Source organism: Haliscomenobacter sp., assembly GCF_965225875.1.
Lineage (GTDB): Bacteria > Bacteroidota > Bacteroidia > Chitinophagales > Saprospiraceae > Haliscomenobacter.
The window spans coordinates 2,962,082-2,983,593 of the sequence record NZ_CBDDBS010000003.1 but is presented as its reverse complement, the minus strand read 5'-3'; the positions used below and the strand labels follow the sequence as shown (position 1 = coordinate 2,983,593).

The following is a 21,512-nucleotide window of genomic DNA, read 5'->3' as shown; positions in this document are numbered from 1 at the left end:
GATCATTCATCATTTATCACTCATCACTCATCACTATATTAAAGTCCAAGTATCGCTGGGTTCATCCCCATCGAGGAGAATCCACCATCGTGGTAAAGGTTTTGCATGGTGACCATCTTGGTGAGGTCGGAGAACATGGCGATGCAATAATCCGCGCAGGCATCAGCAGAAGCATTGCCCAGCGGAGACATCTTATCGGCATAGTCAAAAAAATCACCAAACCCTTTAACGCCCGAACCAGCTGTCGTTTTGGTAGGGGATTGGGAAATCGTATTGACCCGCACATGTTTTTTCATTGCCCAGTGGTAGCCAAAGCTGCGGGCAAAAGATTCGAGCAGTGCTTTTGATTCAGCCATTTCGCTGTAATCGGGGAAAGTGCGTTGAGCCGCGATGTAGCTCAAACCCAGGATGGAGCCCCATTCATTCATAGCGTCCAGCTTGTACAGGGTTTGCATCATGCGGTGGAAAGAAATCGCTGAAATGTCGAAGGATTTTTGCATCCACTCGTAGTTCAGGTCGGTATAGTCCTTCTTTTTGCGCACATTGAGCGACATACCAATGGAGTGCAGCACAAAATCGAGTGGTCCACCCAATATTTCCATCGATTTGCCAAACAGGTTTTCCAAATCATTCATATCCGTAGCATCTGCTGGGATGATTTGGGCATTTGTTTTTTCTGCGAGTTGATTGATCTCGCCCATCCGCATGGCTACAGGTGCATTGGTTAGCACTATCGTTGCCCCTTCCTCTACACAGCGCTCGGCTATTTTCCAGGCAATTGAGTTTTCATCAAGGGCGCCAGAAATAACGCCGCGTTTCCCTTGCAATAAGTTGTTCGCCATTGGTTGTTTTTTTAACATTTATGTCTTAGGCGGAGCAAAAGTAAAAAGTTATAAGTGATGAGTGATGAATGATGAATGATAAATTGTCAATACCCCGTTAAACTTGGAAGTAAACCAATTCATCACTCATCATTCATCACTCATAATTTGCTACAATCCAAGCAATTCCCTCGCATTCACCAAAGCCGACTCACTCGGCGGGCTTTGGCTGAGCATCACGGCAATGGCACGTACCCGATCATCATCGCTGAGCAAACGCACATTGGTAATGGTGCGGTCGGGTTTGTCCACTTTGAAGACAAAATAGTGTCGATCGGCCTTTGAAGCAACCTGTGGTGAGTGGGTGATGGTCACCACCTGATGCTCATTGGACAAGTTGCGCAGGATATTGCCCATTTTGAGCGCTACATCGCCGGATATACCCGAGTCGATTTCGTCGAAAATCAGCGTAGGCAGCGGGATTGCACTGGCAACCAGAGATTTGGTGACCAGAGCAAGGCGCGACAATTCCCCACCTGAGGCTACATCCTTGATTTGTTGCAAACGGCTACCCCGGTTGGCGGCAAATAAAAACTGGACCTCGTCCAATCCCGTTGGGCTCAAGTGCTCCAACTTGCGGTTTTCGATTTTGAGCTGGGCATAGGGCATGGCCAATTGGGTCAACATGTCCACCACTTTTTGCTCATAACCAGGAATCACTGCCTGACGCCGATCGCTGAGCTCGTCCGCCCAGCGGTACAATTGTTCTTCCTGCACTTTGATTTTATCGCGCAGGGCACCTATTTCATTGCCTAGATCGGCAAAACCCGCCAATTGCTGCTCCAGGTTGGCCTGGATGGCCAAAAGTTCATCCACCGAAGAAACCGTATGTTTTTTCAGCAGGCGGTAAATCAAATCCAGCCGTTGTTGCACCTCTTGAATCCGTTCGGGATCGTAGTCGGTTTGGTCGGCCACTTTTTCAAACTCGTTGCTCATTTCGCGCAACTCAAAAATCATGTTGGCAAATCGATCCGAGTATTCACCCAGTTTAGGTGCGTATTTGCCGATGGTCACCAGCGCAACGCTCAGACTTTGCATTTGACCAACGATAGACTGCTCGTTTTCGGTCAAAATATCAAAGGCCATGCCCAGGGTGCGTTTGATGTCTTCAGCGTGGCTGAGCCGGGTGAGTTCTTCCTCCCAGGTCTCCTGTTCTCCCGCCACCAATTCCGCTTTGTTGAACTCTTCCAACTGAAACTGGATGAAGTCCATTTCCTTGGTGGATTGTTCATTCCGGTTCAAGAGTTCCGACAAACGGCGCTGACTGGCGCTGTATTCCCGATAAATGTTGCGGTATTGCAGGAGAAGTTCTTTGTTGCCCGCCAGGGCGTCGATCATCCGGAGTTGGAAGGAAAGGTTGTGGATGTCGAGGGTATCAAACTGCTGATGGAGATCGATCAATTCTGCACTGAGATCCTGAAGTACCTTCAGGGTAACCGGGCTGTCATTGACGAAGGCACGAGATTTGCCCGAAGGTGTCAGCTCGCGCCGGACGACCACTTCTGTTTCATAGTCGAGGTCGTTTTCGGCAAAAAAATCGCGCAAATCGTGCGCGCCCAGGTCAAAAATGCCTTCGATGATGCATTTTTCCTCCTGGTTGTACAAGGATTTGGTATCGGCCCGATCGCCCATAATCAAACCTAATGCTCCAAGGAGAATCGATTTTCCGGCGCCAGTTTCTCCGGTAATGATGGTCAAGCCCCTGGCAAAATCAATGTCCAGGTACTCGATAATGGCATAATTGCGGATGTGAAGCCTTTTTATCATAGCGCTTTAAAAAATACTGAGCGTAAAAATAAAGGTTTTGTTTGAAAAAATTGGACTTCTTGCACAAAGCATTAATTTTGCATCAAAATAATTGGGTTCACACCCACAGAATCACACTCACACCTTAAATACCCACACTCACACCCATTCTTGAGTAACCACAATGAAACAATTTTTAATCTTCCTACTCATAGCCTCGGTATTTCATACCTGTGGAGGCTCTAAATCCAAATCCTGGGAGGCATTGGACCTCAAAGGCTATGGTATCCCGGCGACCATACTCGCCCCTGCGGACAGTACCCAAATCGAAAATTTCGAACTTTCAGGCATCAAAGACGTCTCCATCACTTCCACCGGTGAGACACCCTTTGCTGTACAAATTTATGCGGGCAAAGCCAAGGGGAATAAATTGGTCGAACAAACTTTTCGCCAAATCCGCGAAGTACACAGCAATCCCGAATTCCGCAAAATTGTAGAACAACACACCGATGGTTTCATTTACGAAGTAAAAGGCCAGAATGAAGACCGCTACAGTTTTCGTTATGTGCACTTGGTGCGGGATACGGAAATTGTGTTTACCACTGCACTGAATCAGCGGTTTTCATTGGAGGAGGTGAAGAAGATGTACGAGGCGGTGAAGCAGAATTGAACCAACGATGTAGGCTTTTGTTTCCAATTGAATTGACCAAAAAGCCATGCACCCACTCCGCCATTTCATTTCACAATACACTCCGGTAGCTGAACCGGACTGGCAGGCCATATCTCGCTGTCTGGTTCGCCGCGAAATGAAAAGAGAAAGCCTTTTGCTGGAAGAAGGCAAAACCTGTAAACACCTCTATTTTTTGGAGAAAGGTTTACTGCGTTTTTTTGTCTGGAAAGATGGCCTGGACATTACCAAGTACTTTACGGATGTACCCTATGTTTTTACCTCTCAAAAAAGCTTCAACCAACAAGTTCCTGCACAGGAAAGTATTGAAACCCTCGAAGACAGCATCATTTGGCAAATGAGCTACGAAGATGCTCATCACCTGCTGGAACTCAAATCCTGGAGTACCTTCATCCGCCTCCTGGTGCAAGAGGTACAAACGTATACCGAAGAAATCCTGGAAGCACTACAAACCCAAACCGCCGAGCAGCGCTACAAAATGCTCCTCCAACAAGATCCCGAATTGGTACAGCGGGTTCCACTCAAACACCTGGCTTCTTACCTGGGCATAGCACCACAATCGCTCAGCCGCATTCGCAAAAAAATGCAGCAACAACTCATTACTTAACCTAGGTGCAGTGGATAGGGAAAGATCTGCCGGAACTTTGTGGAAAATTCCATCATGAACAAAGCATTTCTTTCACTTCAAACACTTCTGCTTATGGCTTCCCTCGGCATTGCCCAATCCAATACCCATTTTAGCTACAGCCTAGAAACAAGCGCCAGTCCTACCAAAATCTGGCAAATTTGGAGCGATGTAGCCAATTGGCAACAATGGGATACCGGTTTAAAAAGCGCTGAACTATCGGGGGCATTTGCGATTGGCACCAAGGGAAAATTGATTCCGGATAAAGGGCCGAAGTCCAGCTTCATCCTCACCGAACTGGTAGCGGGTAAGTCGTATACCTTCAAAACCAAACTCCCCTTAGGGGCATTGTATGTCAAAAGGTATTTGGAAGAAAAGGAGGGCAAAACCTATTTTACTCATGAGGTTTGGTTCACTGGTCTGAGCAAAGGAATATTTGGCAATGCCCTGGGGAAAAACTATCGGCGCATTTTGCCAGAGGTGATGACCCAGATTCGGGAAATTGCAGAGCGGTAAATCATTGGGGTTTAAGTAGTGATCCCCAATTTTTTAGAAAAACATAGAGCGACACAATTTTTAAGCACAAAGGACACCAAGGCAGCTTCGCAGGACAATACATAAACCCGCTAACAACCACTAAAATCGTACTGTATTGTAACCAGCATTTGACTTGGCGCGTCCAAGTAAAAAATTCATCTACTTCTATTCATCCGAACTTTAAAACCATTAAATTGAAAAAATAATGAATATAGCTATCAAAAAATTCTTGCACTTTCCAATTATCAGGATTGTTGTAGGAATTGTCGTTTGCTTTTCACTATTCATAGTGGTCCAAAACTTTGTATCAAAACCGTTTTTTTATAATATAATTGAAGACAAAAACATTGCCGACACTTTAATCCATCTGGTTTCTTTTTTGGTGTTACTTTCAAGTTACTATTTTTTATTTCGCTGGTATGAAAAACGAGAAATTAAAGAACTTTCAATAAAACACTTACCTAAAGAAATGTTTGGTGGATTTATAATTGGATTTTCTGCAATTTCATTATCTATTTTTGTATTATACCTGTTGGGATATTATCAAATTATTAAAATATCTACAGAAGATTATTCCCTTGAATTATTCATGACGCTGGTTGTTGCAGCTCTAATTGAAGACCTTTTTACTAGAGGTTTAGTATTACGCGAATTGGAAAACTGGCTAGGAACTAACATCGCAATTCTAATAATAATGCTAATTGAAACTTACCATATTTTTAATCCAAACACAACTTTATTTAGCTTTTTTACATCACTGTGTTGGGGATTTACAATGTCAATGTTTTTTGTGTATACTAAAAGAGTTTGGTTGCCTTTTTTCTTTCATTTAGGTTGGAATTTTGCACAACCTTTTTATGGTTCAAACCTTACAGGATTAGATGACATGGGCAAAATCATTCATTCTAAATTTGAAGGACCAGTTTTGTTTACAGGAGGAGGAGTTGGAATTGAAGATTCTATTATAACTGTATTTATTTTGTTTTCAATAGGTCTGTTTTTGTATTATCGTTCTCATAAAGAAGGAAAAATAATCATAAAGAAAAAATAAATTCTCATCAATAGTAATTTTGCTCAACAAATTCACCATGACTTGAAGACTACGAGGAACCATCTGGCATTCTTTTGGCTAAAGAAGTTCTGAATTTGTCCAGAAAACGCCAAAACACCTCAAACTAGTAACTCACAAGGTTTTTTTATTTTGGAGTTGTGGAGGTAAGGGGATTCGAACCCCTGGCCTCTTGCATGCCATGCAAGCGCTCTACCAACTGAGCTATACCCCCAGGTCACTTTCTATTTAAGTGGCTGCAAATATACAGGTGGCCTGGTGACTTATCCAAATATTTTTTGCAAAAATATTTCTTGCAGCCCCTTGCAGAAAAAAGCCCGCTTTTCTGCAAAAAAAATCCCTTAAAACTGCAACTTATTGCATAAAATAACGCAACTTGTGGATTATTTTGAATTTTAGAGCTTGTTTGAACTTCCGCTTATAAAATTTAAACAAGCGCTCATAGCTACCGAGTATGGAAAGGATTACTGAAAAACCTTCTCGCTATCGCCACCTGGAAAAGATGAATGTGCGAGAATTATTGGAAAACATGAACCGTGAAGACCAGGAAGTTCCCGCAGCGGTAGCGCGTGCCATTCCCCAAATTGAAGCATTGGTCAATGCAGTTGTTCCCAAAATGCAACGCGGTGGCCGTTTGTTTTACATTGGGGCGGGCACCAGTGGCCGTTTGGGGGTGCTGGATGCTTCTGAATGCCCTCCTACTTTTGGGGTCTCTGAGGATTTGGTCATTGGTTTGATCGCCGGCGGGGATCGGGCCATTCGGCATGCCATCGAGGCTGCTGAAGATAGCTTAACCCAGGCCTGGGTGGACCTGCAAGCCTATGAAATAGACGAAGATGATGCCGTGATTGGCATTGCTGCTTCGGGCACTACTCCCTATGTCATTTCGGGCCTGCAAGCTTGTCGGGCCAGGGGGATCGTAACCGGATGTGTTACCTGCAATCCAGAGACTCCTTTGGCGGCAAATGCTGATTTTCCAATAGAAGTTGTGGTGGGACCTGAGTTTGTCACTGGCAGTACCCGCCTTAAAGCCGGAACAGCTCAAAAACTGGTGCTCAACATGATCAGTACCAGCATCATGATTCGTTTGGGCAGGGTATTGGACAATAAGATGGTCGACATGAAGCTCTCCAACGTCAAATTGGTTGATCGGGGCGCAAAAATGTTGGTTCAAAACCTGAGTTTACCCTACGATGAAGCCCGCGACTTACTGCTCAAACACGGCAGCGTGCGCAAAGCCATGGAGGCATTTTCGCTTGAACACAACCTGAGCCCAGGCCTATGAAAATCCTTGTCGACAGCGGGGCCACCAAAGCCAATTGGGTGGCTGTAAGCGAAGGAAAAACCCTGCATCAACTCCAAACCCAGGGCATTAGCCCATACTTTCTGACCGATGAAGGCATTGTTGATGTATTGCGTGAAGTACGCCGCAGCATTCCTGAGCCAGTCAGTGAACTCTATTTTTACAGCACGGGTTGTAAGGCCGAAGACCAACGTCGACGGATGAATCAGTTGTTGCGCTTGATGTTTCAGGAAGCAACCCAGGTGCAAGTAGAGACGGATATGCTGGCAGCAGCACGGGCCATGTCGCAACGGGAAGCAGGCATTGTATGTATCCTCGGTACGGGTTCCAATGCCTGTCGATACGATGGCAGCCAAATTGTAGAAACCGCGGGTGGTCTGGGTTTTATCCTGGGGGACGAAGGCAGTGGTGCAGGCATTGGCAAAGAACTGATTCGTTCTTTTTTGAACCGCGAAATGCCTGAAAAGCTGCGCGAAGATCTCAATAACCATTATCACTTAACCCGGGATAATATCCTGCAATCGGTGTATCAATTACCTTACCCCAACCGCTTTTTGTCCACCTTTGCCCCCTTTGCCTTTGAACATCGGGAGGAGCCAAGCATCCGGGAATTATTGGACCGCCAGTTTGGTTTGTTTTTCCAACGCAGCGTCAGGTTATTGGAAGGCAGTCAACACCTGCCGATTCACTTTGTGGGTTCTGTTGCAGCCTTTTTTAAGGAGGAAATTGCCCGCAATGCCGCGCCTTTTGGCCTGCAATTGGCCAATTTTCAGCAAGATCCCATGGCAGGTTTGATCCAGTACCACAACTAATTTGCATTTTTGTGCAAGAAATTTGGCAAAAACAGGCTAAAAATGCCAGAATTGAAATAATTCCTGCTTGAATATTTGGGTTTTTGAGAATAAAACTGCATTTTTGTGCAAGAAGTACGAAAAGATTGGTTAGCGGTTGAAAAGCCGCAAATAAGATAAACACACTATTTGCTAGCTATTACCAGCCTGCCAGAAGAAATTCTGGCAGGCTTTTTGTTTTGGTTCCTTTACGGGAGGTTTCTTTCAAAAAAATGCAGATTTCACCGCAAATTCTCAGAATGTATTTATATTAGAGCTTGCTCCCAAAATTTAGACTTGCTCTTAGACCCATGCTAATGTTGTAACCATATGCTCAAAAAAGAACGTCAAGCACTGATCCTCCGCGAAGTCAACATCCACAACAAAGTGGTACTCACCGACCTGAGTATAAAACTGGATGTATCCGAAGATACGGTGCGCCGGGATTTGCAAGAATTGGCCGACGCAGGAAAAGTGATCAAGGTGAGGGGCGGGGCCTTGTCCAAATCCTATCACGTTTATTCGTACAAGGAAAATGAAATATACGCTTACCAGGAAAAAACGATCATTGCCCGTAAGGCCATTAGCCTGCTGCGCGAAGGCATGTTGGTGCTGATCAGCGGGGGCTCAACCAACCTGGAAATTGCCCGCATTTTACCGCCCGACCTCAAAGTGACTTTTGTGACCATGAGCCTTACTACGGCCATGCAATTGCTGGAACACCAGGGCTCGGAAACCATTTTTATCGGCGGCCATTTATCCAGCGCAGCGGGTATTGCGGTGGGTGGTGAAGTGGTGCGCACCCTCAAAGACATCAAACCCGACATTTGCCTGATGGGGGTCAACGGGATCGATGCCATCGATGGCATGACCGAGTCCGACTGGGAAGTGGTGACGATCAAAAAGGTCATGATGGAATCGTCCAAAAAAGTAGTGGCTTTATCGATTGCCGAAAAACTGGATTCTACCCAAAAAATCCGGGTTTGCGGCCTGGAGGAACTAGATGTGCTGATTACGGAGTTGGATCCGGAACATCAAAGGTTGAATCCATATCGGAATTTGGGGTTTGAGATCATGTAAAACTAGTTGAGAGATTTGACTTTTTACCGACAAAAACCTGGAGTATAGTAATATGTAATCGGGTAGTTTTGTGCATCTGTGGAACTAAACTCTCTAGCCATGAAGCACCATCTCGCTCAATTACAGATACTCATTCTACTCGGTTTTAGCAGCATTGGATTTAGTCAAAACAGTTCAATTCAGTATTTTAGACTAAGCACAAAGGAAGCTGCTCAATTGTATTATGGCACCAAAAAAGAGCCTGATTCCAGCTTTTTTCACACGCCCATCCACCACAACCAGGCAAAATCTATAGCTGGACACTATTTACAAGTCATTCCACAAGGAGAACAGTTTAAAGCCAGCTTACACAGCAGTACCTACCTCAAAATTAATTTGCTCAATAACCGCCACGATTTTTCCATTTTGGTGACTGATACTTTGGGACAAAGTTTGGATTCGATTGAAGTTTTTTTGGACCAAAAAGCTTTGCATTACGACGTTAAAACCCAATGCTTCAAAAGCAGAAAGTCTCCGAATTCTGGCATTTTGGAAGTCCGTACCCCTGCTCATCGAGCCTACTTCCAATTGGATCGCCAACAAAAAAAAACGAGCCCGCTCATTCGAACCTATCAACGTTTGACATCCACTTCGATAGGATATTGGCTCGCCTTACCCGTGCGGATTATCCAGAGGCCCATCCAGTATGTGGAGCGAAGCATTCGGTATAAACGTTTGATGAACCCCTTGACTTTCTGGTTTGGTAACCGAGGACGTTATCCAGAACTACAGGGGTATATTGCGCTTAGCCAACCTATGTATCGCCATGCTGACACCCTGCGGTTTAAGGCTTACGTATGCAGCCCCCAAGGCCGGCCACTCAAACAAAATTTGACCATAAGCTGTCAATCCGCCGAGGGCAAGAGCATCTTTGAAGAAAAAATAAATGCCACCAGCCCGGGTAACTACGTCTTTAAATGGCCACTTAGTGATAGTTTAAGTATCGATAAAGACTATTATTTATTCATTTCCGCCGATAACAAACCCAATTGGGATGAATTATTTGAAGACTTCCGCCTGGAAGACTATGAGTTGGATGAAGTAGAATACAAGCTCCAAATCTCTACCTATCGTTTCCACCGTGGAGAAAAATGCCTGCTTACCCTAAGCGCTCAAACCGCCAATCAATTGCCTGCGCCTGATGCTCAAGTTGAACTATTCTTACTCAGCAATGGCGTAGAACAATTCCATGCTGAACACGTATTGGTGCCAGATACACTTTGGCGAAGCAAAGAAAATTTAGGTAGGAGTGGTGAATGGCCCGTCTTTCTGCCTGATTCTCAGATTCCAGCGGTTTCTATGGATTTGACCTTGCATGCTTATTTTAGCAACAGCACGGGACAGACAACCTTTAAAGAACAAAAACTACATTTTTCACATTTACCTAATCCTGGCAAAGTTGATCCGGCAATCGCTGAAATTAAGGTGAATGGCTCTCGTAGTGCGGATTCCATTCGGCTCAGCATTCATAATCCCGGTCAAGCCCCTATTTGGTTTCAAATCAAAACCCGCGATGGCCTGGTTAAGCAAGGTTTTTTCCAGGATTCAAGCTGGAATTGGCAACAGCGTGATCACAGTGCCGATGCCTATTATTTGTATTACCAGTATAAATGGAAGAGTTATGTATTTCAAGGAAAAGAAGAATTCAGGCATTACCCTAAAATATTACAAGTAAATCTTCAAGGCCCTAAGCGGGTTTTTCCAGGCCAGGAAGCTAGTTATCAAGTCAGTGTCCAACACAGCAATGGCCGCCCGGCAAAAGGAGTAGACCTAAGTGCTGGTGCCATAAATGCTCAATTTGGGGATAAAAGCAGTTTTTCTAAAATCAATGTTGGATATCGTCGACAAGCAAAGCCCCTTGAATTTCCGCTTTATTTTAGCAAGTCCCCATCCCATCCTTACCAAATTTCCATGACACGGCATCTGACTCAAATCTTTGGGCTTGAGGACTCTCTTTATTACCAATATCGTTACCCTCAGTACTTGTTGAGTACCTGGCGTGATTCCTCTTTGCGTCAAGATACTTTTTATCGGACGGTAGCGGAGTTTGCGCCCTTTTTGGTCAAAGGAGGAAAAATGCAACCCATTTTCCTCATTTATGCCAATCGAAAACTGGTTTATTATTACGACACACAGGACAAACACCCCTATAGCTTTGTGGGACTTCCGGGATATAACCAGATCACCATCCGCACCCGCGACTGTGAATATGTTTTGGACAGCGTTTATTTGCGCTTGGGTGAAAAATTGGAAATCGTACTCAATGAGGATTTTTGGCGGGGAGACATTCCAAAAAAAGTAACCAAAATACCTCAACCTAGCCATTTCACGCCAGCTGAAAAAAACCTAGTCAATCAAAGCATTTTTGTATTTCATGAAAAACAAGCTTTTCACGATATCTACATTTGGGACAAAACAAACAACATTCATAGAGCCTGGAATACAGATAAAAACTACAAGGCTGGGCCTTTTGACAGCGACCTTCCTTTGCAGGTCTTTTACAATTTCTATTACAAAAAATCGCTGGATTTTCAGCCTGGTTTCAGTTATGATTTGGAAACCGATCGTGAAAAGCTATTTCTCTTTAAAGTTCTGACTGATTCACTGGTTCAACTGCCTTACCAAACTCCTTCCAAATTGCTCGGGCAACGCCTCATTTCTCCAAAATTTATTATTCCTGCAGAAACAAACATCTCAACCGATCCTTTGAGTTGGCTCGATCACTTACCTGCTTCTCCTGACTCAAAATTTGGCTTGAGTTATACGTTCAAATATCCTCAAGATTACCGAATGCCAGATTCCTTAAAGCTTCGTTGTATAGTTTTGCGCAATGTAAAAAAAGGCATAGAATGGCTACAGGCTGCGGAAACACGTTCCTTTAGCTATCTGCCTACTGGGGAATATGAGTTGTTTTTCTTCAACCGAAAGATGGAAGTGTCACGTAGAAAAATTCGCATCCGCCAGGACACATTGTTGTATGAAGATCTTTCCATGCTGCATTTTCAGAAAGAAGATAGTTTGTACAATTTCCTTATTTATAAGCATGAAAAAAACATCCATATTTCAGATAAAAACACTTATTGGTCTCGACCACTTCCTGATGATTTACGCATGATGAGTGGTCGGATTTTAAGTGAAGAGGGTGAACCACTTCCGGGAGTTGGTATTAGGGTACCAGGTTTTAATGCGTTGACGATCAGTGATATGGATGGACATTATAGTTTAAAAGTTCCTCAACAGGGTTTTTCTGTTGCTTTTAGTTATGTCGGGTTCGAAACACAGGAACACGCTGTTGCTCCTGGTCATACTTCTCCTCGCATTGATGTAACCATGAATGTGTCGACCCAATATTTATTTGAAACAGTTGTTACAGCTAATGGTGTGCAGAGGTCCTATACCACCTATAGCATGGAGCTCTCCAAGGAAACTTCAGAAATAGTCGACAAGGCCCTCGATGCTATTGCCCCTGCCTTTGCACTGCCACCCGACCACCAGGTGGATACACGCCTTCCATCCAATAGCCTGCGCAAAAATTTCCGGGATCACGCCTTTTGGCAGCCACAACTGCGCAGCAATCGTTATGGTGAGGCTTTTTTTAAGGTCAAATTTCCTGACGACATAACCAGTTGGAAAACCTTTGTCATTGCCGCTGATAAAAAACAACAAAGGGGGCTTCATCAAAGCTCTATTCAATCCTACCAGCCCTTGATGGCTCAGCTCAATTTGCCCCGTTTCCTGATCCATGGAGATGAGACTACCCTCAATGGCAGGGTACTCAATTACGGCAGCGACACGCTGGCTATCCGTACTTTTTTCCAAACCAAAACACAGCGCATCTTTGAGAAAGATCAAGTGGTAGTGGAGGGGTTAGTGGACAAAGCTGAATTCCGGGCACCAGCTTTTGGCGATTCCATCCAATTGGGTTATGCCCTCGAAATTGAAAATGGATACCAGGACGGCGAAGAGCGTAACATCCCACTTCTCCCAGCTGGCTCGCTGGAAAATGATGGCATTTTTTTCGTATTAGACCGGGATACGCTGCTGCAATTTGAAGACAAAAAAGGCAGCATGTTTTTTCGGGTAGCCCCCAATGCTTTGTCCCTGTTGTTAGAGGATATCCAATATTTAAAGGATTATGCTTATAGCTGTAACGAGCAGAGTGCCAGTAAATTGATCGGATTGTTAGCCGAAAAACAAATACGACAAAATTTGAAGCAGCCCTTTTCTGGCGAAAAAATGATCCAGGAGCTCGTCTCCCGCTTGAACAAAGCCCAAAACCCTGACGGATCCTGGAGTTGGTGGCCGGGAGGTAACATTGGCAATGCCTGGATGAGCAGTTACGTTGTTCAAGCACTTTTCCAGGCTCAAGAGGCTGGCTACAAAAGTCGGGCAATTGAAAATGGCTTGCGCTGGTTGACCCGTTCCTGGCGAACTCAAAAAGGAACAACCCGCTTGCGAAGTTTACAAACGCTGATTGTGGCCGGGCAAAGCATTGATACAGTGGGTTTGAGCGATACCCTGGCTCGATCAGAATATTGGCTCAGCGATCGTTTACTAAGTCTATGGATCAAGCAAGCATTGGATTACAAGGTTTCGTTGGATCAATTATCCAATTATCGGGGTACCGATGCGCATGGGGGAGTATTTTGGGAGGAGAAACAAGTTGGCTTCTGGGACTACCACTGGTACAACAACCGCCTGAGCAACACCCTGCTCGCTTACCAAATCGCCCAAAAAGCGGGTTTAAAAGATGAATTGCGTCGCATCCGTATCCACCTGATGGCCAGTCGCGGGTACACTCAAAATGCTTTGCGTAGTGCTTACGGTTGGCGTAATACCCTTGAAGTAGCTTCAGTACTCAAAACGATTCTACCGGATTTATTGGCTGAAAAAGGGACTCAGCAAGGCAAACTCCAACTGTCGGGTGCCCTTAGCGCTGAAGTAAGTACAACTGCCCTGGAAGCCAGCTTTGATGCCAGCCAATCTTTATCATTAAAACTCAATGGCGCAGGTCCATTTTTCTGTACCGCCTACCAACAAACCTGGAATACCAACCCTCAGCCCAAATCCGATCTTTTTGCCGTAAAAAGCCATTTGGAGCAAAATGGGGAAGAAATCAAGCAGTTACAATTTGGCAAGCCAGCCCAGTTGGTGGTCGACATTGAGGTCAAACAGGAAGCGCAATACGCCATGATTGAAATCCCGATTCCCGCTGGGTGCTCCTATTTCAAAAAGCCGCAAAGTTATCGCATGCCAGAAGTGCACCGGGAGTATTTTGCCGAAAAGGTGAGTATCTTTTGTGAGCGATTGTCCGTTGGGAAACAACGTTTTGTGGTGGATTTGGAGCCACGTTTCAGTGGGACTTACACCTTGAACCCGGTGCGGGTGGAGGAGATGTATTTTCCGGTGTTGTACGGGCGGAATGGGGTGGAAAAGGTACAGATTCGGCCTTAGTGGGTAATTGACAGTTCTAAGGGTGCTTCAAAATCCAGCAATGGAGCTGCTCCCAAAAACACTACTCCAACCCCAATTTTTTCACCCCATTCAGCGTTTTTATACTAATCCCTTCCTTTACCTGAATCTGCAACGCTTAATTGATTTAAGAATGTTACTATCTACTGAACAGCTCGAACAATCCGAAAAGCGATACATCGCTTTACAAGAACCCAAATCCCGGGGACTCATCGAAGATAGCACCTCCGAAATAGTCAAAAACAACATCCTCGACCCAGCCGAAAACCTTGTCAAAAGGGCGAAGATGTTAGAGGCCATCCACCTCGAACCCCTCGATTTTGCCTATGAAAGAGCCATTGGCAAGAACGACTCCGTTTACAGCAATTTCATTGAACTCATCCAGCAAGCCAAACGAAAAGTGGGCAGGATTGTCATCAAAAAAGGCAACCGCAACTTCGGTTTTGCCACTGGTTTTATGGTGTCCGAAAACTTATTACTCACCAACTGGCATGTGTTCAAAACCATCGATGCAGTAGCTGATAGCGAAATCCAGTTTTTTTACGAGTACAATATCTTCGGGGATGCCCAAGCCCCCCTGGTGTTCAAACTTCAAAGCGACCTGTTTTTCCATTCTAATCGGGACCTTGACTATTGCTTAGTAGGCGTTGCTCCCCAGGACATAACCGGCAGTCGGAGCCTCAGCGACATTGGCTACATTTTCCTCGACCCCAGTCTAGGCAAAATTGGCCACGAAGGCCAGGAGGCATTAAACATCATCCACCATCCCGATGGAGATTACATGCAGCTCTCTATCCGGGAAAACCTATTTAAGGACATCACGCCTATCTCCGTCTGGTATACCACCGATACGGCCCCGGGCAGCAGTGGCAGCCCTGTATTCAACGACCAATGGCAGGTCGTGGCTCTGCACCACATGGGCATCGCCAAAAAGAACGCCGACAAACAATACGTCGATAAAGATGACCAGGTGATTCCCGTGATCAATGGCAAAATAGACGCCACCAAACTAGTTTGGGAAGCCAACGAGGGCATACGTATCAGCGTCATCCTCGCCGATTTGTTTGCCAATTTTTCGGATCATCCTGTGCTGAATGGATTGAGGATCAAACCCCGCCCCAGTGCTGCTCCTTTTGCATTTAATGCTCCACCTACACCGGATCACTATTCCCAGTACGCCACCAGGGAAGAGAACAACCCCAGCAACCAAGTCAATATCTCTTTTCCCGCGTCTTTACTGGATAAAAACGGGATCATCAACATCAGCATCAATCAAGGGGGCTCCTTCACTACTAAACCCGCCGAAATCATCTCCTCAACGCCACCCGTCGAAGAGGATTTGCTTTTTCAGGAAATCAAACGCCTTGAACAAAGTGTCGATTTCGCAGTGTGTAAAGGTTACCAGCCCAACTTTTTAGGCTCCAATCACCCCATCCCCTTTCCTACCCCCAAAGCTTCAATCAAAAAATTCATTGCCAAAATAACCGGCACCAACGCCACCCTCTTAAATTACCATCATTACAGCGTCCTCTTCCATTCGCTTCGCAGAATGCCGCTCATCAGTGGCATCAACATAGACGGCGACCCCAACAAGCGCAAAGATGAGTCTCCCCGCCGGGATGTTTGGTTACGCGACAACCGCATCGGCTTCGACATCCAATTGGATGATGAATTTTATCGACTCAGTGGATTCAATCGGGGGCACATGAGCCGCCGCGAGGATGCCAACTGGGGCAATACCCCAGAAGAGGCCAAACGCAATGCGGACATGACTTGCTTTTTTACCAATGCTTGCCCGCAAGTACCCCAAATCAACCAAAGTTCACGCAAAGGCTTATGGGGCATTTTGGAAAAAATAGTACTGGAAAACGGAGCCTCGCTGGAAAAGGGCCAAACCGCTAAAATCTCCGTATTCAACGGTCCAATTTTTAAGGATGATGACCCCGTCTTCCGGGGCGTTCAAATCCCGCTGGATTTTTTCAAAATTGTCCTCTGGCTCACCGACGCAGGTAACATCAAAGCCACCGCTTTCAAGTTATCTCAACAAACCCTGCTCGGCGATATCGATTTTGAACAGTTAGATCTGGATCAAAACGTTACCTTTAAAGCCTTTCAGTGCAGCATCAAATCCCTGCAAAAACAAACCAAACTGGATTTTTCCAAGCTCTTCAAGTTTGACACCTTCGAAGGCTCCGATAACAACGACCATCCCCTCAGCTCCCAACGCGCACTAACGACTCACATCAACAATCACCGCAAAACACCTTAGTAGTAACGAGTAAAATCACCTCACTGTCATCACAAATCCCCCACACTTATCAATTTTTTCTCCAAATATTCCTGCAAGCCCTCTTCCCCACATTCATACCCCAGCCCACTTTGTTTCCAACCGCCAAATGGTGCTTCGGTTGCATGTGCCGCCCATTCATTGATGCCTACAATGCCAAATTCCAACGCCTCAGACACTTTGATGGAGGTGCGCAGGTCATTGGTCCAGAGGTAACTGGCCAGGCCATATTCGGTGTCGTTGGCCAGGGCGATGGCCTCGTCGGTATTGGTAAAAGGCATAATGCCCATCACGGGGCCAAACACTTCCTTGCGGAAAATGTCTTGCTCGGGGGCCATTTCTGACAAAACCGTTGGGGTATAAAAATAACCTTTGGGTAAGTGAGCCGGGCGCTGACCGCCGACGTTCAAGTGTGCACCTTGAGCGATGCTGTTGCCCACAATTTGCTCTACCTGCTCGCGTTGGCGGGCGTTGATCAGCGGGCCAATTTGGGTGCCATCATCCAAACCATTACCCACCTTAAGTTGAGCCATATAATGACTAACCCGTTCAACAAAGTTGGCATAAATTCCCTCGTGCACCAAAAAGCGTTGCGGGGAAACACAAACCTGGCCACAATTGCGGGTTTTGGCAATGGCTGTACTTTTCGCCACGGCTTCTACATTGACATCGGGAAAGATGAGGCATGGTGCATTGCCACCCAATTCCAGAGACAATTTGGTGTTGGTTTTTGCAGCACCTTCCAGCAGGATTTTACCCACTCGGGTACTGCCCACAAAGTGGATTTTGCGCACTTCTGGCCGCGCCAGTAAGGTTTCACCAATAGCGGCAGCGTCGCCCAATACCAGGTTGGCTACCCCGGCAGGCAGTCCAGCTTCCTCCAACAATTCCATCAAGGCCATTGCCGTAAGGGGGGTATATTCACTGGGTTTGGCTACGATAGTACAGCCCGCCGCGATTGCAGCCGCCCAAACCCGGCAGAGGTTCCAGACCGGAAAATTCCAGGCCGTCACAATGCCGACAACCCCAATTGGCTGGCTGATGACGGACATCCGTTTGTTGTTGCGGCTAGCGGGGATGACTCGCCCGTAGTTGCGTTTGGCCTCTTCGGCGTACCACTCAAAAAACTGCGCTGCAACCACCCATTCACCATTGGCCTCTGGCATGGGTTTACCTGCTTCAGCAATGGTCAATTGGGCCAGTTCTTTGCTGCGGGCGCGCATCAGATCGGCGACTTTTTTCAGGATATCAGCGCGTTGCCAGGCATTGGTGTTTTTCCAAGCTTGAAACGCTGCTACCGCCGCGTCGATTGCTACCTGGACATCGGCCACTCCACCAAAAGGAACCGTAGCAATGGTTTGTTCGGTAGCTGGGTTGATGACAGGCCAGGTGCCACCGTTGAGAGCGTCTAGCCAGGCGCCGTTGATATAGTTTTTTTGCATGTTCTAGCTTAGTTTTAATAACTCCTCCCGCATGATTTCCAAACCCTGCTTCAACATAGGCTGGCTGATCACCAAAGGGCAAAGTACCCGAATGACGTTGCCGTACACTCCCGCACTGATCAAAAAGAGGCCGCGAGCAGCACAGGCTGCAACCAGGTTTTTGGTCATATCTGCATCCGGCAAATTGGGATTCTGATCTTTGACCAATTCAATCGCCACCATCGCCCCCAAGCCCCGTACCTCACCGATAGCCGGGCATTCTTTTTTTAGTTTGATAAAAAAATTCAGTAGCGTTTTGCCCACTTGTTCTCCCTTGCGGTTGATGTCGATTTGTTGCATGTATTCGATGGTTGCTAATGCTCCAGCGCAGGCTACCGGATTGCCCGCGTAGGTGCCGCCAAGGGTACCGGGCAGGGCTTTGTCCATCACCTCCGCTTTACCCATCACCGCCGCAATGGGGATACCGGAACCCATTGATTTGGCCCAGGTGGAAATATCAGGGATGACGCCATAGTGCTCGTAAGCAGCCCACTTGCCTGTGCGGCCAAAGCCAGATTGGACTTCGTCCAGAATGAGTAACATGCCATGTTGGGTACAAAGTTCGCGCAAACCTTGCAAATACCGGGGTGCCATCACATAAAAACCACCTTCGCCCTGCACGGGCTCCACGATTATAGCGGCTACGTTTTCCGGGGCGACTACGGTACTCAGGTATTTTTTGAAATTCTCCAACTCTTGCTCTACAAATGCATCCAATTTTTGCCCATGCCCATTGTGGTAATAATCCGGGAAAGGCAGGCGGTACACCTCGGGCGCAAAGGGGCCACAGCCGGTTTTGTAACTCACCTTGGAAGTCAAACTCATGCCCATGAGCGTACGCCCGTGAAAACCTCCCGTGTAACAAATGATGCCTTGTCGACCAGTAGCCTGGCGCGCAATTTTTACGGCATTCTCTACCGCTTCGGCACCTGTGCTGACGAACATGACTTTGGTGGCATCACCATGGGGAAGAATTTCCACCAGCTTTTCTGCCAACAACACGTAAGGTTCGTGGGTAAGCACATTAAAAAAGGTATGCATCAAGGTTTGAGCCTGTTTGGCAATGGCCCGGCTGACTGGAGTGGGGCAATGTCCGGCATTGAGCACACCGATGCCGCCGCTAAAATCGATGTAGGTTTTTCCTTCCGCATCGGTGAAGGTGGCACCTTTGGCAGAGACCGCATTTAGGGCAGATGTGGTGTACATGGCCTTTGGTAGTACACGGTTGCGGCGCTCCATTAATTCTTTGGATGTCATTTGGATTGTTTACTTAAGAGTTGAGGCGAGATGAAAAATCAAGGACTTGTGCACAAATCTAGAGCCTCTCCCCAAGGTTCAAAACCTTCGGGGAGGTGAAGCAGCGAAATAGTACTTTGCTTGACCTCCCCGAAAGTCTAAAACTTTCGGGGAGGGGTTTTAGATCGTACATATGTCTACTAATTTTCTGATAATCAACTTGCCACAAGTCTAATTGATGTAATGTGCCTTGACAATGCAAAAATCCTTAATTCCCGCCTCCGACAACTCCCGGCCATAGCCCGATTTTTTCACCCCTCCAATGGGTAAACGGGAGTCCGAGCGCACCACGGCATTGACAAAAACACTGCCGACCTCCAGTTGGTGAGCCAAAATTTTTGCCTTGTATAAATCCTGGGTCCAGATTGCGGCACTCAAGCCGTAGCGGGATTGATTGGCCAGTTTGATGGCTTCTTGCTCAGAAGCGACTGTGGTAATGGCCGCCAGGGGCCCAAAGGTTTCTTCCTTGAAAGCAATAGAATCGGGTTGAACGTTGTCGAGTAGGGTGGGCTGAAAGTTGCATCCATTGCGCTGGCCGCCACAAAGTAAGGTTGCACCTTGAGCCAATGCTTTTTGGAGTTGGCGCTCCAGGGTTTCGGCCAAGTCGAGGCGGGCTAGTGGGCCAAGTTTAGTGGCTGGATCGAGTGGGTCGCCTTGTTTGAGGTTTTGAATCAGGTGTAGTACTTTTTCCGTAAAGGCTGCCTTTACGTCCTGATGCACCAAAAAACGTTTGGCGGCGATGCACACCTGCCCGGCATTCATCATTCGCGATTGTACGGCAGCGGCGGCGGCTTTGTCCAGATCGGCATCGGGTAGCACGATCAAGGCATCGTTACCACCGAGCTCCAGAACCGTTTTTTTGATGTGGCTACCGGCTAGCGCAGCTAAAGATGCTCCAGCGCGTTCACTCCCGGTAAGGGTGATCATGCCAATGCGGTCATCGGCTACCAGGCTTTGTATTGCGTCAACATCAGCAATCAAGGTTTGGAATACTCCTTCCGGAAAACCTGCCGCCCGAAAAGCAGTTTCAATGGCCACCGCGCAGCCGAACACATTCGGCGCATGTTTGAGCATGGTGACATTCCCCGCCATCAGGGCTGGAACTGCATAGCGGAAAACCTGCCAAAAGGGAAAATTCCAGGGCATGATGGCCAGTACGATGCCAACGGGCTCGTAACTGACGCCACTTTCCTTAGCATCCGTAGGGATGTTTTCAGGTTGCAGCAAGGACTCGGCATGTTGGGCGTAGTGGATACATTGTGCTGCACATTTTTCGATTTCGCCAAGAGATTCTGGCAGGATTTTGCCCATTTCCTGGGTCATGATCAGGGCCAGTTCGGCTTTGTGCTCGCGCAGGTATTGGGCCAGGTGCTCGAAGCAGGTGGCACGGTCGTTGAAGCTACGGGCCGCCCAGTCGCGTTGGGCCATTTGGGCCCATTCGAGTTTGACTTCGATTTGGATTGGGCTGGCTTCCATGTATTCCCCTACGATTTCCTGGGTGTAGGGGTTGAGGGATTTGAAGAATTTTGGCATTGGTTTGTTTTTCTCCCAAACCCCCACGGCTAAAGCCATGGGTTGGGGCGGTTTTGTGGCCTCCCACGGATAAATCCGTGGGTTGGCGATATCTCTTGGGCGGTGGAAGGCCACCACACCCACACTTTCACACTGTCACACTCACACCCGTCCTTCCCCACTTATAGACTTTGAGGTACATGTTGATCTCGTATTTGCGCACATGGTTGATTTTATCCATGTTGTTGCGCAGGATTTCCATGAGGTGGGAGTTGTCACGGCACATGACGTTGATTTCCAGTTGAAAATCACCGGTGCGGAGAGCTAAAAAACTGACTTCGGGAAGAGCCATCAGTTCCTGGGCGACTCGCTCTACATTGGCTACTGTATCCACCTGGACATTGATTGCCGCGTAGGCGTTGAGGCCAATCCGTTCGGGTTCAACTCGTCCGATGATGGCGAGGATGCCACAGTCGACCAGGTTCATGTAGCGTTTGGAGATGGTGCTGACGGCCATGCCCAGTTCTTTAGCCAGGTCGGAAAAAGATTTTCGACCGTCATTTTGCAGGGTCTGCAAAATAAGGTGGTCAATTTCGTCTGGTTGGTAATCGTTTGTATTGGTGGTTTCCAAAGCGGGTTGTATTATTGGAGTAAAAATAGAGATTC

Annotated in this window: 15 protein-coding genes and 1 tRNA gene; 9 read left to right on the top strand and 7 right to left on the bottom strand. The window is 46.8% G+C overall.

The genetic code is table 11. The annotated features are described in order from the left end of the window. Positions 1 to 38: 38 nt before the first annotated feature. Positions 39 to 842 (bottom strand): enoyl-ACP reductase FabI, encoded by an 804-nt coding sequence (locus ACO08K_RS31850; RefSeq protein WP_421800548.1) that lies wholly within the window; start codon positions 840 to 842, stop codon positions 39 to 41. Between the two features lie 150 nt (positions 843 to 992). Beyond that, the gene (gene recN, locus ACO08K_RS31845; RefSeq protein ID WP_421800547.1) at positions 993 to 2,648 is read right to left on the bottom strand and encodes a DNA repair protein RecN; all 1,656 of its coding nucleotides are present in this window, start codon (positions 2,646 to 2,648) and stop codon (positions 993 to 995) included. Positions 2,649 to 2,811: 163 nt separating this feature from the next. Here recN and ACO08K_RS31840 point away from each other — a divergent pair, with 163 nt between their 5' ends. The 4 genes from ACO08K_RS31840 to ACO08K_RS31825 all read left to right on the top strand — a co-directional run bounded on the left by ACO08K_RS31840 (position 2,812) and on the right by ACO08K_RS31825 (position 5,528). Continuing rightward, positions 2,812 to 3,297 (top strand): hypothetical protein, encoded by a 486-nt coding sequence (locus tag ACO08K_RS31840; protein ID WP_421800546.1) that lies wholly within the window; start codon positions 2,812 to 2,814, stop codon positions 3,295 to 3,297. Between the two features lie 46 nt (positions 3,298 to 3,343). Further along, positions 3,344 to 3,922 (top strand): Crp/Fnr family transcriptional regulator, encoded by a 579-nt coding sequence (locus tag ACO08K_RS31835; protein WP_421800545.1) that lies wholly within the window; start codon positions 3,344 to 3,346, stop codon positions 3,920 to 3,922. 93 nt (positions 3,923 to 4,015) lie between these two features. Continuing rightward, positions 4,016 to 4,456 carry an SRPBCC family protein gene (locus ACO08K_RS31830; protein WP_421800544.1) on the top strand — a complete coding sequence of 147 codons (441 nt, stop codon included), beginning with the start codon at positions 4,016 to 4,018 and terminating at the stop codon, positions 4,454 to 4,456. Between the two features lie 226 nt (positions 4,457 to 4,682). Next, positions 4,683 to 5,528, top strand: coding sequence for a CPBP family intramembrane glutamic endopeptidase (locus ACO08K_RS31825; protein ID WP_421800543.1), 846 nt, complete (start codon positions 4,683 to 4,685; stop codon positions 5,526 to 5,528). 159 nt (positions 5,529 to 5,687) lie between these two features. On the opposite strand, the gene ACO08K_RS31820 is transcribed toward ACO08K_RS31825, so the two are convergent. After that, positions 5,688 to 5,760, bottom strand: a tRNA-Ala gene (locus tag ACO08K_RS31820). A gap of 240 nt (positions 5,761 to 6,000) precedes the next feature. Between ACO08K_RS31820 and murQ the strand changes: the two genes are divergently transcribed. The 5 genes from murQ (at position 6,001) to ACO08K_RS31795 (ending at position 16,539) form a co-directional block, all read left to right on the top strand. Beyond that, positions 6,001 to 6,831 (top strand): N-acetylmuramic acid 6-phosphate etherase, encoded by an 831-nt coding sequence (gene murQ / locus ACO08K_RS31815; protein ID WP_421800542.1) that lies wholly within the window; start codon positions 6,001 to 6,003, stop codon positions 6,829 to 6,831. Beyond that, positions 6,828 to 7,661, top strand: coding sequence for a BadF/BadG/BcrA/BcrD ATPase family protein (locus ACO08K_RS31810; protein ID WP_421800541.1), 834 nt, complete (start codon positions 6,828 to 6,830; stop codon positions 7,659 to 7,661). The genes murQ and ACO08K_RS31810 overlap by 4 nt, the downstream gene beginning before the upstream one ends. 348 nt (positions 7,662 to 8,009) lie before the next feature. Beyond that, on the top strand, positions 8,010 to 8,759 hold the full coding sequence (locus ACO08K_RS31805) for a DeoR/GlpR family DNA-binding transcription regulator (protein WP_421800540.1): 750 nt from the start codon (positions 8,010 to 8,012) through the stop codon (positions 8,757 to 8,759). Positions 8,760 to 8,858: 99 nt separating this feature from the next. After that, positions 8,859 to 14,252 carry an alpha-2-macroglobulin family protein gene (locus tag ACO08K_RS31800; protein WP_421800539.1) on the top strand — a complete coding sequence of 1,798 codons (5,394 nt, stop codon included), beginning with the start codon at positions 8,859 to 8,861 and terminating at the stop codon, positions 14,250 to 14,252. Between the two features lie 151 nt (positions 14,253 to 14,403). Further along, a complete protein-coding gene (locus ACO08K_RS31795) occupies positions 14,404 to 16,539 on the top strand; it encodes a DNA/RNA non-specific endonuclease (RefSeq protein ID WP_421800538.1) in 2,136 nt (711 codons plus the stop codon). Between the two features lie 29 nt (positions 16,540 to 16,568). On the opposite strand, the gene ACO08K_RS31790 is transcribed toward ACO08K_RS31795, so the two are convergent. From ACO08K_RS31790 to ACO08K_RS31775, 4 genes are all read right to left on the bottom strand, one after another. After that, positions 16,569 to 17,999 (bottom strand): NAD-dependent succinate-semialdehyde dehydrogenase, encoded by a 1,431-nt coding sequence (locus tag ACO08K_RS31790; RefSeq protein WP_421800537.1) that lies wholly within the window; start codon positions 17,997 to 17,999, stop codon positions 16,569 to 16,571. Between the two features lie 3 nt (positions 18,000 to 18,002). Then, positions 18,003 to 19,295, bottom strand: coding sequence for an aspartate aminotransferase family protein (locus ACO08K_RS31785; RefSeq protein ID WP_421800536.1), 1,293 nt, complete (start codon positions 19,293 to 19,295; stop codon positions 18,003 to 18,005). Between the two features lie 210 nt (positions 19,296 to 19,505). Next, positions 19,506 to 20,906: an NAD-dependent succinate-semialdehyde dehydrogenase gene (locus ACO08K_RS31780; RefSeq protein ID WP_421800535.1), complete on the bottom strand. Its 1,401-nt coding sequence runs from the start codon at positions 20,904 to 20,906 to the stop codon at positions 19,506 to 19,508. Between the two features lie 88 nt (positions 20,907 to 20,994). Further along, a complete protein-coding gene (locus ACO08K_RS31775) occupies positions 20,995 to 21,477 on the bottom strand; it encodes an Lrp/AsnC family transcriptional regulator (RefSeq protein WP_421800534.1) in 483 nt (160 codons plus the stop codon). Between the last annotated feature and the right edge of the window lie 35 nt (positions 21,478 to 21,512).

What these genes read in the sequence shown, in the direction of transcription:
- recN (WP_421800547.1), bottom strand. Translation starts at nt 2,648, where the DNA reads ATGATAAAAAGGCTTCACATCCGCAATTATGCCATTATCGAGTACCTG.
- ACO08K_RS31790 (WP_421800537.1), bottom strand. Translation starts at nt 17,999, where the DNA reads ATGCAAAAAAACTATATCAACGGCGCCTGGCTAGACGCTCTCAACGGT.
- murQ (WP_421800542.1), top strand. Translation starts at nt 6,001, where the DNA reads ATGGAAAGGATTACTGAAAAACCTTCTCGCTATCGCCACCTGGAAAAG.
- ACO08K_RS31825 (WP_421800543.1), top strand. Translation starts at nt 4,683, where the DNA reads ATGAATATAGCTATCAAAAAATTCTTGCACTTTCCAATTATCAGGATT.
- ACO08K_RS31830 (WP_421800544.1), top strand. Translation starts at nt 4,016, where the DNA reads ATGGCTTCCCTCGGCATTGCCCAATCCAATACCCATTTTAGCTACAGC.
- ACO08K_RS31835 (WP_421800545.1), top strand. Translation starts at nt 3,344, where the DNA reads ATGCACCCACTCCGCCATTTCATTTCACAATACACTCCGGTAGCTGAA.
- ACO08K_RS31800 (WP_421800539.1), top strand. Translation starts at nt 8,859, where the DNA reads ATGAAGCACCATCTCGCTCAATTACAGATACTCATTCTACTCGGTTTT.
- ACO08K_RS31795 (WP_421800538.1), top strand. Translation starts at nt 14,404, where the DNA reads ATGTTACTATCTACTGAACAGCTCGAACAATCCGAAAAGCGATACATC.
- ACO08K_RS31840 (WP_421800546.1), top strand. Translation starts at nt 2,812, where the DNA reads ATGAAACAATTTTTAATCTTCCTACTCATAGCCTCGGTATTTCATACC.
- ACO08K_RS31850 (WP_421800548.1), bottom strand. Translation starts at nt 842, where the DNA reads ATGGCGAACAACTTATTGCAAGGGAAACGCGGCGTTATTTCTGGCGCC.
- ACO08K_RS31785 (WP_421800536.1), bottom strand. Translation starts at nt 19,295, where the DNA reads ATGACATCCAAAGAATTAATGGAGCGCCGCAACCGTGTACTACCAAAG.
- ACO08K_RS31805 (WP_421800540.1), top strand. Translation starts at nt 8,010, where the DNA reads ATGCTCAAAAAAGAACGTCAAGCACTGATCCTCCGCGAAGTCAACATC.
- ACO08K_RS31780 (WP_421800535.1), bottom strand. Translation starts at nt 20,906, where the DNA reads ATGGCTTTAGCCGTGGGGGTTTGGGAGAAAAACAAACCAATGCCAAAA.
- ACO08K_RS31810 (WP_421800541.1), top strand. Translation starts at nt 6,828, where the DNA reads ATGAAAATCCTTGTCGACAGCGGGGCCACCAAAGCCAATTGGGTGGCT.